Annotated in this window: 9 protein-coding genes; 4 read left to right on the top strand and 5 right to left on the bottom strand. The window is 59.8% G+C overall.

Going from position 1 to position 12,504, the window contains the following annotated elements; all coding sequences use genetic code 11:
* Positions 1-238: 238 nt before the first annotated feature.
* From I6L46_RS11665 to mscM, 3 genes are all read right to left on the bottom strand, one after another.
* Positions 239-2,116: a methyl-accepting chemotaxis protein gene (locus tag I6L46_RS11665; protein ID WP_216975574.1), complete on the bottom strand. Its 1,878-nt coding sequence runs from the start codon at positions 2,114-2,116 to the stop codon at positions 239-241.
* A gap of 101 nt (positions 2,117-2,217) precedes the next feature.
* Positions 2,218-2,952, bottom strand: coding sequence for a glycerophosphodiester phosphodiesterase (locus I6L46_RS11660; RefSeq protein WP_216975572.1), 735 nt, complete (start codon positions 2,950-2,952; stop codon positions 2,218-2,220).
* A 24-nt stretch (positions 2,953-2,976) separates the two neighbouring features.
* A complete protein-coding gene (mscM, locus tag I6L46_RS11655; protein ID WP_216975570.1) occupies positions 2,977-6,258 on the bottom strand; it encodes a miniconductance mechanosensitive channel MscM in 3,282 nt (1,093 codons plus the stop codon).
* 155 nt (positions 6,259-6,413) lie between these two features.
* On the opposite strand from mscM, the gene I6L46_RS11650 reads away from it, so the two are divergent.
* Positions 6,414-7,751, top strand: coding sequence for an MATE family efflux transporter (locus I6L46_RS11650; protein WP_106842912.1), 1,338 nt, complete (start codon positions 6,414-6,416; stop codon positions 7,749-7,751).
* An 88-nt stretch (positions 7,752-7,839) separates the two neighbouring features.
* Here the strand turns inward: I6L46_RS11650 and I6L46_RS11645 are convergent, their stop codons facing one another.
* A complete protein-coding gene (locus I6L46_RS11645) occupies positions 7,840-8,661 on the bottom strand; it encodes a peptidoglycan DD-metalloendopeptidase family protein (protein ID WP_058059219.1) in 822 nt (273 codons plus the stop codon).
* A 302-nt stretch (positions 8,662-8,963) separates the two neighbouring features.
* On the opposite strand from I6L46_RS11645, the gene I6L46_RS11640 reads away from it, so the two are divergent.
* Positions 8,964-9,743: a BPSS1780 family membrane protein gene (locus I6L46_RS11640; protein ID WP_021229782.1), complete on the top strand. Its 780-nt coding sequence runs from the start codon at positions 8,964-8,966 to the stop codon at positions 9,741-9,743.
* Between the two features lie 66 nt (positions 9,744-9,809).
* On the opposite strand, the gene I6L46_RS11635 is transcribed toward I6L46_RS11640, so the two are convergent.
* A complete protein-coding gene (locus tag I6L46_RS11635) occupies positions 9,810-10,709 on the bottom strand; it encodes a LysR family transcriptional regulator (protein WP_005362277.1) in 900 nt (299 codons plus the stop codon).
* A gap of 126 nt (positions 10,710-10,835) precedes the next feature.
* Here I6L46_RS11635 and I6L46_RS11630 point away from each other — a divergent pair, with 126 nt between their 5' ends.
* Both I6L46_RS11630 and I6L46_RS11625 read left to right on the top strand, forming a co-directional pair.
* Complete coding sequence (locus I6L46_RS11630) at positions 10,836-11,696, top strand: Vmh family MBL fold metallo-hydrolase (RefSeq protein WP_216978044.1); 861 nt, start codon at positions 10,836-10,838, stop codon at positions 11,694-11,696.
* A gap of 75 nt (positions 11,697-11,771) precedes the next feature.
* On the top strand, positions 11,772-12,416 hold the full coding sequence (locus I6L46_RS11625; protein WP_216975568.1) for a DsbA family protein: 645 nt from the start codon (positions 11,772-11,774) through the stop codon (positions 12,414-12,416).
* Positions 12,417-12,504: the final 88 nt, after the last annotated feature.

Raw genomic sequence — 12,504 nt, 5'->3', positions numbered from 1 at the left:
GAAAAAAATTTTAAGTTTTTTATTGTAATTTTTTAATGAGAATTATTGGCATTTATCTATTCGGATAGAAATAGGTAATCCGAAATGCTGCGGTGAACACGGCGGTGATCTGATAATTCCAGACGAATCACAAGGATTTCAAGGCGGGGTATTTGGCGGGTAATGTGAGATTACTCACTGAAAATTAAGCGCTATTTAGAAAAATAAAAGGGGCCTGTACGGCCCCTTTTGCTCATCCTCAAATGCGGAACATACCGACCTGATTGCTCAGTTCACCCGAAATATTTTTAAGTTGTTCAGAGAGATGGCGTGAGCTGTCTGCATCTACTGCCAGTTCGTCCGAGACATCTTTCACCGCCTGAATGTTGCGGCTTACTTCGTCGGTGACGGCCCGCTGCTCTTCAGCCGCGCTGGAGATCTGGGTCGCCATGTCGGAGATCTGGTTGATCGAGGTGGTGATCTGTTCCAGCGCATGGGTGGCGTTGTTGGCGTCATCCACGCTGTTCTGGGCCAACAGCTGGCCTTCGTGCATGGTGCTGACCGCTCCCTGGGTATTGCGTTGCAGGGTTTCGATCATATTGCGGATCTCGACGGTGGAGCTGTGGGTACGCTGTGACAGGACGCGCACCTCGTCGGCTACCACCGCAAAGCCGCGACCCTGTTCACCGGCACGTGCCGCTTCGATGGCGGCGTTGAGTGCCAGCAGGTTGGTCTGCTCGGCGATGCCCTGAATGGTGGAGAGGATGGTGTTGATCTCCTGAGCGTTTTTCTCCAGTTCCTGAATGATGTTGGAGGCCTGTTCCACCTGGGTGGCCAGATCGGTGATGGAGCGCTGGTTGCGGGCGATCACCTGTTTGCCATGCTCGCAACTGCTGGAGGAGCTGCGGGCCGCTTCGGCGGTCTGCTCGGCGTTGCTGGCGACCTCGACCGCGGTGGCCGACATCTCGTGTACTGCAGTGGCGATCTGGGAGATCTCGTTTTGCTGGCGTGCCAGCCCCTGATTGGCCTTCTCCGCCATGCTGTGGGAGGACTTGGCCTGCTGGTTGAGTTGACCGGAGGAGTTGGAGATATCCTGCACCATCACATGGATCCGCTCGATGAAGGTGTTGACGTGTTTGGCAACCGCGCCTACTTCATCCTCACGTTCAATCTTGATCCGGCGGGTCAGATCGCCATTGCCACGGGAGAGATCGGCAATCGCTTCGCCCAAGGTTTTCAGAGGGGCCAGCGAGCCGTTGATGGCGACATAGGAGAAACCTGCCACGATCAGTATGGTGATAAGCCCCTGAATGAGGGAGGAGGTAACCATTCGGCGTACTGACTGGTAGGCGATCTCTTCATCCACCATCATGCCGTAATACCAGTTGGTATTGGGAATGGCATTAAAGTCGTAGACCTCTTTCTTGCCGCTGATCACCAGCTCGTTGATCATGCCGTCATGGGCGACCTGATTGATGTAGGCGGCAGTCAGTTCCGGTGCCAGAGCGGTGGCGGATTTCAGGCTCAGGGAGGCATCGGGGTGCGCGATGATGGTGCCATTGCTGTCTACCAGCATGGCGTAGGTGCCCTCGGTGGTGACCGCAAGAATGTCCGAGATCAGTGAGCTGATGGAGACGTCACCGGCGATGACCCCCTGGGTATTGCCGCGCTGGAACGGCTCGGCAATGGTGACAATCAGCTGGCCGGTGGAGATGTCGGCATAGGGGGCTGTAATGACCAGCTTGCCTGCGGCGGCCGCGTCCTTGTACCAAGGGCGTTGACGGGGGTCATAACCGGCGGGCAAGTCGGTCGGTTTGCTCTGGATCATCTTGCCGTCTGCGGTACCGGCATAGACCAGGTCGAAGCCACCGGCATTCATGGACTGGGCCAGATGACTGATGGGTTCGTCTTCTTTGGCGAATGCTTCCTTGGTGGTGCTGACCATGCTGATCCGGGAGTCGACCCAGCGGGAGATCCCCTTGACGTTGGCCATGGAGCTTTCGTCGATGATGTTCCAGACCAGTCGCTGGGTCTCGCTGCGCAGTTGCGAGGTGTTGTACCAGACCTGCAGGCCGGTGATCACCAGAATGATGACCCCGATAGCCAGAACAAGCTTGTTTTTAATGGATAAGTTCATAGTTACATCCTTGTGAGCGTCAGTCTGAAGTGTGTGGAATCTAGTTATTGTTATAAGCCTCTATTTATCGGCTGAAGTTGAACTCTTTGTATCCCGGTCAGCTATTTAAAGTTAGTGCCTAAATCAGTGGATATCCATGCGCGTATCGCCCCCTCACTCGTCAGAAAACGATCTGGTCGATTGGTGAAGATTCCATCGACCCCCATGCTAGAGAGCGTTTCATAATCTTCTGGATAATCAACGGTATAAACCAGAACTTTGAGCCCCCGGCGATGGGCATCATCGACCAGCGCGGCGTCGATGAAATCAACATCGCAATTGATGGACCAGGCCCCCAGCTCGTCGGCAACCTGCGCCAGGTTGAGCGGCAGGTTGGCGGTCAGGGCACCGAGCCGGATATCGGGCCGCGAGGCGGCAAATCGGGCCAGCTCCGGGTGATGGAAGGAAGAAACCACCCACTGCCCGGGAGTAAAGCCAAGCTCGGCCTCTGCCCGTCGGGTCAGGGTTGCCACCGCATCGGCGGTATAGGCCCCCTTGAGCTCGATATGCAACTCGCAGCGTCCGGCGATGATCTCCATTACCTGCCACAGGGTCGGGATCACCTCTCCCTCACCGGCATCGAGCTGCTCCAGATAGGAGCGGGATTGCTCGGTCAGTACCCCCTTGCCGTTGGTGCAGCGCTCCAGCCGCCTGTCATGGAATACCCACAATTCGCTATCGGCCGCCTGTACGTCGATCTCGATGGCTGGTGCTCCCAGCTCCAGCGCTTTGGCCATCGCCTTGAGAGTGTTTTCGGGGGCCAGACCGCTGGCGCCACGGTGGGCAATAATCTGCATGTTCTGCTCCTTTTACCTCGCGGATCAGCCGCGGCTCAGGTGAATGTCGATCTGTTGATGGGGCAGGGTAAGTCCCTGCTGCTGCATCTTCTCCAGCACCAGCGAGTGAACCTCGTGGGTGATGGGCATCCGGTGATCCATGTTGTTGACGTAGAGGCGGATCTCGTAGATCAGTGCCGAGTCGGTGAATTCGATCAGGAAGACCTCTGGCGTTGGCGTCTCCAATACCAGGGTCGATGCCTGGATGGACTCTTCCAGAATGCGCTGCACCAGTTTCGGATCCCGGGTCAGGCCGATCCGGATCCGCAGTTTGACCCGGGTGATGGCATCGGAGAGCGACCAGTTGATGAACTGTTCGGTGATGAAAGCCTTGTTGGGCACGATGATCTCCTTGCGATCCCAATCCACGATAGTCGTCGCCCGGGTTTTGATCTTGGTGACGGTGCCAGTGAGATCGCGGATGGTGACGGTGTCACCGAGCCGGATTGGCTTCTCAAACAGGATAATGAGGCCGGAGACAAAGTTGGCGAAGATCTCCTGCAGACCGAAACCCAGCCCCACCGAGAGGGCGGCGACCAGCCACTGGGTCTTCGACCAGTCGATGCCGAGCATGGAGAAGCCGGTGAGGGCGCCGATCAGGATCACCAGATACTTGCTGGTGGTCGTGAGGGCAAAGCCGGTACCCGGGGAGAGGCTCAGGTGCTGCAACAGGGTCAGCTCCATCAGCCCCGGCAGGTTGCGGGCTGTCACCACGGTCAGAATGAAGACGAAGGCGGTCAGCATCAGATCCTGCAAGGTGATGGCCGAGAGCTGCTCGATGCCGCCAATTTTGCTGCTTACCTGCCACACCTCGATATTGCTGAGGAAACTGAAGGCGGAGTTGAGATCCGACCATTGCACCACCACCAGCATGGTGAAGCCCAGCATCAGCAGGGTGCGCACCAGCCCCAGCGACTGGGCGCTGATGGTATCGAGATCCAGCTCAGTCTCTTCCACCACGTCCGGGGTCTCGGAGCTGAGCTCGTCATGCCCCTCTTCCCGGCCGCGCTGGGCCAGGATCTCGGCCCGCTTGCTCTTGGCGCGCTCGAAGGCAAGGCGGCGGCGCTGGATCAGCATCCAGCGTCTGGCCAGATAGTAGACCAGCAGGCAACCCAGCCCCATCAACAGGCTAAGCTCCAGCTGGCGCAGCAGGGTGCGCGAGGTATAGAAGTAGCCAAACAGGGCGCCAATCACCGCCAGCAGCGGCGCCAGCATCAGGCTGTTCCAGATGAAGTGGTGCAGCAGATGGGGCTTGGTCATGTCGGTCTGGCCCCAGGTGAGCGGCAATCGCTCCCGGTTGAGACGGGCAAAGAAGAGCAGCAGCCAGAGTGCACCGATCATGAAGGCCATCCGGCCGAGGGAGTCGTAGAAGGCGTGCTCCTGATAGCTGTTGGCCATCCCCTGCACGAAGAAACTCGGGATCAGCACCAGCAGCAGGGTGCGAAACTGCCCCCATACCTTTTGCACCTGTTCCCGGGGCCAGCGGAAGTGGTGGATCAAAATCCCCCGCTCCAGCGTCAGATGGCGGGCCATCACCAGCGCCAGCAGCAGAAACCAGATCTCGCCAAGGCCGCGCGCCACCGCCACCGCAAACGGGTATTGCCAGGCCCCTTCGAGCAGGCCGCGCACCATCAACACCATGGCGGGCAAGGGGAGGGCGGCAAGCAGGGAGCGCAGCAGCAAGCGGCTGGTGAGGCTGAATTTGTCCTGGGTCACCTTGCCGATCCGCGGCGCAATATGGTCGCAATAGAGGCTCAGGTGACGGGCCAGCTTGAACCAGCTCCAGGCCAGCACCAGCAGACCAATACCGGCCAGCGTGATGCTCAGCGGGCTGTTCTCGGCGATGGCGTAGGGCAGTTGCAGCCAGTTGTCCGGGTTGAAGGCCAGGGTCAGCGCGGCGGGAATGCCGAGCATCACCTGCGGGGTAAAGGGGCGCACATCGGGCATCCAGAACAGGTGGCTGGCGCTTATTTCGCGGATCTCGTCGATCTTGCTGTTCTGGCGGCTGTAGAGCAGTTTGAGGCGGGTCTGCTCCTGAATGAGGGTGTCTGAGGCGTCGTTGAGCCGGGTCAGCAGTTGGCGCCGGGCCTTGAGCAGGTTGTCGAGCACCGCTTGCTGCGGCCGATCCAGCGTCACCTCCTCTTCGGCCATCAGCTTGTCGCGCAGCTGGCGGGTATCCTTGAGCCCATCCTGCTCGCTCTCGTACTGGTACTTGGCCATGCGGGCGCTGACGATGGCGGACTCCAGCTTGTCGAGGGGGAACTGGGGGGGCAGATCGGAGAGTTTGCTGCGCAGGTTCTCGCCGTAGGCATTACTGATCTGCAACCACTCCAGCTGCTCGCGTACCGAGTTGACCAGCTCATTCAGTTCAAACAGATTCTTGTCGACGCTGCGCTGCTCATCCTGCACCCGCTCAATCTGATCTTCCAGTGTGCCGAGCTGGATGGAGAGCGCCTGATTCTGCTGTTGCTGCTCCAGCAGCAGCGGCATGTCGGTGGTGAGCTGCTTGCGCAGCCGTTCGCTCTCTTCCAGCGCCTGCTCGGTCTTCTCCCGCCGCAGCTGGTTCTGCTGGGTCAGCAGGCTGGCTTGCCACTCATCCTCATCGGCGATGGCCAGATTGAGCTCCTGCAGCTTCAGCTTGCCGAGATCGTTGCGCTGCTGGGCAGAGAGCTGCTCCAGTTCCAGCATCTGGATCCGGTCGGAGAGGCTCTGCTCTTTCATTCTGGTCAGCAGCAGCTGTGCCTCCTGTTGGCGATCCGATTCGCTGCTGAAGCTCAGTCGCTCCAGCTGGCTGCGGGTCAGTTGCAGCTGTTTGCGCAGATCATCCACCCGCAGGTGATACTCCTGCCCGGTGCTCTCCAGCTGGTTGAGGCTGTCCATCACCCCCTGGCGCTCCTTGCGCAGGTTGAGCTGGCGGTTGCTGCTCAGGCCAATGGCCTGGCGCAGCGCCTCCTCCTTGAGGCTCGCCAGCTGCGGGCGAGCAGCGGGCTGATAGTTATGCAGGCTCTCCTTGAGGCGTGCCGACTCCTTGGGGTAATCGATAAGGATCTGCTGATAGGCTTTGCTCTGCTCCCGGTAACGCTCGGCCTCTCTGGCAAATTGCAGTGCCTGCTGGTAGCTCTCCCGCAGCTTCTGGTTTTCCGGGGTGTCGCTCTTGGGCACGCTCTGCAACAGGGATTCGGCCTGGGCAATGGCATCGTCGGCGCGCACGGTTGGCGGCAACAAGAGAAGGGAGAGCAGCAAGAGGGTGAGCAGGCGTTGCAACATGAGGCTCGTTTCCGTTCAGAAGAGGTGGCCCTAGCCTAAAACAGGGCAGGGAGGTGGGTAAAGCAGTCTATATTAATGATTCATAACACAAATAACAGGAAGTCGTGCTGCCGTTTCGCTATGATCCCGGCCGCTTTCTCTCCACTGAGTCGAATATGTCAGCTGTTGATCTGGGCACAGCCCCGCTATCTCGCCTTTTCTGGCGTTACGTAACCCCGACCGTGGCGGCCATGCTGATCACCGGCATCTATGTCACCATCGATGGCATCTTCGTTGGCCATGTGCTGGGTCAGGATGGCATGGCCGGTCTGATGCTGGCTTATCCCATCTGCGCCGTGCTCTATGCGGTGGGGGCGCTGATCGGCATGGGGGCCTCGTCGCTGGTCTCCTTCTATCTGGGGCAGGGCAACCCGGCCAAAGCCCGCCATATCGTCGGCAATGCGCTGGTGATGGTGTTGCTGGCCTCGGCACTGCTCAGTTTTATCGGGATCCGTTATGGCGAGCCCATGCTGGCCTGGATGGGGGCGGAGGGGGAGATCTTCACCGCCGGGCTCTCCTACCTGCAGGCCTACGCCTGGCTCGGCGTCTTTGCGGTGCTGTCGATGGCGTTCAGCTCGCTGCTGCGCAACGATGGCCGCCCCGGCTTTGTCACCCTCATCATGGTAGTCGGGGGGCTGCTCAACGTGCTGCTCGACTATCTGTTGATGGTGGTGTTTCCGTTCGGACTGGCCGGGGTGGCGACGGCCACCATGCTCTCCCAGGCAGTGACGGGCCTCGCCTGCCTGTGGCACTTCTTCACGCCGCGCAGCCAGCTGCGGATAAGTTGGGACACCCTGCGCCCCGATCTGCGGCTGATGGGCGAAACGGTGCGCCTCGGGGTCTCCAGTTTTCTGATGTACCTCTATCTCTCTGTGGTGCTGGCGCTGCACAACAAGGCGTTGCTGGCGGTCGGCACTTCGCTGCATGTGGCGGCCTACGGGGTGATCAGTTACACCGAGGCCTTCTTCTATCTGGTGTTTGAGGGGATCGCCATGGGTATCCAGCCCATCGCCAGCTTTAACGCGGGCGCCGGTCACTGGCGACGGGTGCTGCGGATCCGCAATCTGGCACTCGGAGTGACGTTGGGGATCGCCCTGTGCGCCATGTTCCCGCTCTATCTGTGGCCGGAGGCGGCGGTCTATCTGTTTGCCGGCGACAACGCCACCTTGCTGCCGGTGGCGAGCCTCGGGATCTGGCTCTACTTCTGGGGGCTGCCGATGGAGGGCTTGCTGCTGGTGGGGGCCACCTACTTCCAGGCCATCAATCGGGCCCGCATCGCCTCCCTGCTCACCGGTGGCAAGCTGGTGCTGATCGGCGGTTTCTTGTGGGGATTCTCGACCCTGTGGGGCGTGCCCGGGGTCTGGCTGGCATTGCCAACGTGCAGCTCATTGCTGGTGTTGGTGATGTGGCGGGCGATGCGTCGGGAGTCCGGCGCCCACGCACTGGCCGGATAGGTAATCAGGTTCGACGTACAGATAGCAGACAGGCAGCCATGGGCTGCCTGTTTTGTTAGAGGATGTTTTGTTAACGGGCTCTGCCAATTCAGGGCTTGAAGGCGCCGATAAAGATGGCGGGATCGACCCGGGTATCGTTGAGGCTGACGTTCCAGTGCATATGGGGGCCGGTAGCGCGGCCGGTTGAGCCGACTCGCCCGACGATGCCGCCACGCGGCAGGCTCTGGCCGAGCTTCACATCTACCTTCGACATGTGGCAGAACATGCTGATGAGCCCCTGACCGTGGTCGACAAAGACGGTATTGCCATTGAAGAAGTAGTTGCCGATCAGGATCACCTTGCCTGCGGCGGGGGACTTGATCGGGGTGCCGGCGCCGACAGCGAAGTCGAGGCCGGAGTGGGGGTTGCGCTCCTCGCCATTGAAGAAGCGACGCAGGCCAAACGGGCTGGAGAGGGGGCCGTTGACCGGCTTGTCGAACATCAGGTTGCTCGGCTGGTTGGGGCTGAAGGTCTGGTAAGCCCGGGTCTGCTCCGCCAGCTCGCGGTTGATACGTGTCATATCCTCGGCGAGCGGATTGACCTGACGGCTGTTCTTGAGCTTGATGTGCTGCTCGCGGTAGTGCTTGGGGGTGACGGTGAAGCCGAGAGTACGGCCATCACCTGTGCTCAGTTGCTGGGCCCCAAGCGGGTTTTTGAGAGAGATGCCGACGATGGCGATCCACTGGTTATCTTCGCGCACTACCAGCACGGGTTTGTCGTGATAGCGGGCCGTGGGGGCAGTGGGTGACGCGCCAAGAGGGATCACCGCAACGCCACCCGGCACCGGATGGTTGAGCAGGCGACTGATAAAACCCTCGGCCAGGGCTGACTGGCTGGCCAGTAACAACAACAGACAACAAACAACTCTCATGACGATACCACTCGATGTTAAAGCGCCCGGGATGGCGGGATGACAACCCCCTGTCTGGCATTCGTCGATCACTAAAGGGTGATCACGGCACGCTGGCTACGGCAGTGGCGGCTGGGGGAGGGGACAGATTGTGCCTCGTTATGGTCGGGGCAGCCAGTGGCGGGGCGTGGCTGACGCCCCTTTTGTGCATAGCTGCGTCAGGTTTTATGTCGTGGTCGGGCCGCTTCGCCATTGAGTCGCCCCCGCCCTGGCTCTAGAATCGGCTTCCGGCACTGATGCCACCGACACTCCGAGGAGACGATATGAACGGATTACCCCCTTTGCGCACCACACCGGCCCGGTACACGACAGGTCGTGGCTGGCTCTGGGTTCGCAGCGGGTTCGATATCTTCAACAAGGGGATGGGGATCAGCGTAGCCATGGTGCTGGTCTGGTTTATGGTGGGCATGCTGCTGGAGCAACTGCCGGCGGGTGGCCTTATCTCCCAGCTGCTCTACATGGTGTGGGGCGCGGGTTGGGTGGCGGTCGCCGCTCGGGGTTATCGGGGGGAGCCGCTGCAGTTTGCCGATCTCTTCGCCGGTTTTCGCCACAAGCTGACCCCGCTGATGCTAGGCGGTCTGCTGGTGTTGCTGCTGTTTAGCCTGGTTGGCCTCGTCTGTCTCGGTCTGCTCTCCATGTGGGGGCTGCTCCCGCTGTTGACGCAGGATCCCGAGAGCATGGTGGTCTCAGCCAGCCAGTTGCAACAACTGCTGCTGGTATTGCTGGTGGGGATGCTGCTCATCATTCCCGTGCTGATGGGGGTCACCTTTGCTCCGGCGCTGATCTACCACCACGATATCGGCATCATCCAGGCGGTGCGTCTGAGCTTCTTCGGTTGCTGGCGCAATATGTGGCCCTTCTTCTGGTGGGGGCTGCTCTCAGCTATTTTGTTGTTGTTTGGCGCAGTACTGTTGCTGGTAGGTCTGCTGGTGGTGATCCCGGCGCTCAACTACTCCATCTATGTGGCTTATCGGGATATTTTCCTGGACGAGAGTGCGCAGCCGGAAGCGCCGCACTCAGAACCATTCGGATTTGAAGCCTGATCAAGGGATCAGAGTGAAGAAGGGGCCCGCAGCGGCCCCTTCGTTATGTTTGGGTGTGCGGAGTGCTTACTCCTGCCAGATGGGATCCGCCGCCATGCGAGCCAGCAGAAAATCGAGGAAGCTGCGCAGCAGTGGCGACATCTGCTTGCGGGTGGCATATACCCCGTAGACCCCGAGCCGCTTGGGCTGCCAGTCGGTCAGCAGGGGCACCAGTTCCCCACGCTCCAGATAGGGTTGTGCCGAGTAGCGGGGTTGCAGGCTGATCCCTGCGCCTTCCAGCGTTGCTTCCAGCAGCAGGTTGGAGATATTGGCGCTCAGGTTACCACTGACCGGCACTGACTCGGGACCGTCCGGTCCATTGAACTCCCACAGGCTCTTGCCGAAGTAGGTGTAGGTGAGGCAGTTGTGCAGCGCCAAATCCTGCACCTTGTGTGGCATCGGATGACGGGCCAGATAGGCCGGGCTGGCACAGACCACCGAGTGGCAGGTGCCGAGACGGCGCGCCACCAGATTGGGGTCGAGGTCGTTGGTGATGCGCACCGCCAGATCGATCCGCTCCTCCACCAGATTGACGGTTCTGTCGAGCAGCAGAATGTCGATGGCCGTCCCCGGGTATTGCGCCAGATAGTCGTTGGCCGCCCCGACCAGCAGTGCTTCTGACAGGGAGTAGCTGCTGGTGATCCGCAGTTGCCCCTTGGGGGCGTCATCCCCCTTCACGGCGATCTGCTCCATCTCTTCGCCTAGCGCCAGCATGGCACGGGCCCGGTTCAGCGCCTCCTCTCCCGGCCCGGTCAGGCTCAGACGACGGGTGGTGCGGTGCAGCAGGCGGGCGCCCATCCAGCTCTCCAGCTCGGCCAGATAGCGAGACACCATGGCGCGCGACATATCCAGTTTCTCTCCGGCGCCGCTCAGGCTCCCTTGTTCGACTACGCTGACAAAGACCCGCAAGGCGGTCAGTCGATCCATGTATGGCTCTCTATATGTTCGATATGTGCAACAGTGATGCGCTTTTTATGCTGTATTTGCACCTTATTAGATCCAATACACTGTGTCCATCAAATGAACCCCCGAATACTTAATGAGGAATAGATGATGAACAACACCCTGATCCGCAACCTGACTCTGGCGACCACCCTGTTGAGTGGCGCCGTACTGGCCGCCCCCCTGGGTGTGACCGTCTACAACCCTGGCGAGAAGGCGATCTTCCCGGTCTCCTCCTCACTGGTGACCGGTGACAAAGAGGCCATCCTGATCGATGCCCAATTCGACGTGCAGAATGGTCAGGCACTGGTCGACATGATCAAGAAGAGTGGCAAGAAGCTGACCACTGTCTATATCAGTGCCGGTGACCCCGACTTCTACTTCGGTCTGGAGCCGGTCATGGCGGCGTTCCCGGATGTCAAAGTGCTGGCCGATCAACACGTGGTTGACCACATCAACCAGACCAAGGATGCCAAGCTGAGCTATTGGAGCCCGATCCTCGGCAAGGGCGCACCGAAGAGCCTGACCGTGCCGCAAGTGATGACCGCCAGCCACCTGACGCTGGATGGCGAGAAGATTGAGATCAAAGAGATGAACACCCCGAATGCCTACCTCTGGGCCCCTTCCATCAAGACTGCTTTTGGTGGTGTACCGGTCTACCACGGGGTGCATGTCTGGATGGCGGACAGCCAGACCAAGGCGGCCCGCAGTAACTGGGTCAAGGCGCTGGACAACCTGCTGGCCCTGAAACCCGAGCGCGTGGTACCGGGCCACTTCCTGGGGACTGCTCCCAAAGGCACTGCTGCTGTGACCTTTACCCGTGACTATGTAGAGCGTTTCGAACAGGAGCTGGCCAAGGCGAAAAACTCCGGTGAGCTGATTGAGGCTCTGAAGAAGGCCTATCCGGCACTGCCGGTTGACGATGGTCTGGCCATCGGTGCCAAGGTCAATACCGGCGAGATGAAGTGGTAAGCCACTGAGCCTGCTTTCCCTGTGTTTTTTTACCGGGCCTAAGGGCCCGGTTTTTTATCCGAGATTGAAGTGAGAATGAAGATGAGCGAACAGCAAACCACCCTCCATTATGTCTATGACCCGCTCTGTGGCTGGTGCTACGGTGCCGCCCCCCTGTTGCAGGCGGCAGCCACCATTGCCGGACTCAAGATCGAGCTGCATGCGGGCGGCCTCTGGATGGGTAGCCGCCGTCAGCCGATGGGCGAGGCATTGCGTGATTATGTGCGCCCCCATGATCAGCGGATCGAAGCGCTGACCGGCCAGCATTTTGGCGAACGCTACTTTAACGAACTGCTGCTGCGGGAAGGCTGTCTGCTGGACTCCGAGCCGCCGATCCGTGCGGTTTTGGCCGTCACGGCGTTGGGGGGCGATGGGCTGGTCATGTTGCACCGGATCCAGCAATCCCACTATCGGGACGGGATCTGGATTGGTGAGCCAGCGTTTCTAGCCACGCTGGCGGCAGAGCAGGGGATTGCAGCAGAGGAATTCCAACAAGTTTATCTGCAGGCCCCCTTGCTGCAACATCTGGCAGATAGCCAGGGCTGGATGAAACGGCTAGGCGGTCAGGGTTATCCTACTTTGGGTATAGAGCGAGGGGGAAAACTCGAAAGGATAGAGGTCAACCAGTATCTGGGGGAGCCGGAGTTGCTGATCCCACGACTGTTGCGGGCAATAGAGTAAACCGTTAATAGTCTGCGGTAGTTAAAGTGGTCCTCTCTGCGTGTCGATAGCGATATATGGTGCTTATGCAAACTACAAAAGCACAGCT

The organism is Aeromonas sp. FDAARGOS 1416, from assembly GCF_019048085.1.
Lineage (GTDB): Bacteria > Pseudomonadota > Gammaproteobacteria > Enterobacterales > Aeromonadaceae > Aeromonas > Aeromonas veronii.
This window is presented reverse-complemented; position numbering and strand designations above follow the sequence as displayed.

Coding starts and splice junctions, on each gene's coding strand:
- I6L46_RS11660 (WP_216975572.1), bottom strand. CDS start 2,952: ATGCAGATTATTGCCCACCGTGGCGCCAGCGGTCTGGCCCCCGAAAAC.
- I6L46_RS11645 (WP_058059219.1), bottom strand. CDS start 8,661: ATGAGAGTTGTTTGTTGTCTGTTGTTGTTACTGGCCAGCCAGTCAGCC.
- I6L46_RS11625 (WP_216975568.1), top strand. CDS start 11,772: ATGAAGATGAGCGAACAGCAAACCACCCTCCATTATGTCTATGACCCG.
- I6L46_RS11650 (WP_106842912.1), top strand. CDS start 6,414: ATGTCAGCTGTTGATCTGGGCACAGCCCCGCTATCTCGCCTTTTCTGG.
- I6L46_RS11635 (WP_005362277.1), bottom strand. CDS start 10,709: ATGGATCGACTGACCGCCTTGCGGGTCTTTGTCAGCGTAGTCGAACAA.
- mscM (WP_216975570.1), bottom strand. CDS start 6,258: ATGTTGCAACGCCTGCTCACCCTCTTGCTGCTCTCCCTTCTCTTGTTG.
- I6L46_RS11665 (WP_216975574.1), bottom strand. CDS start 2,116: ATGAACTTATCCATTAAAAACAAGCTTGTTCTGGCTATCGGGGTCATC.
- I6L46_RS11630 (WP_216978044.1), top strand. CDS start 10,836: ATGAACAACACCCTGATCCGCAACCTGACTCTGGCGACCACCCTGTTG.
- I6L46_RS11640 (WP_021229782.1), top strand. CDS start 8,964: ATGAACGGATTACCCCCTTTGCGCACCACACCGGCCCGGTACACGACA.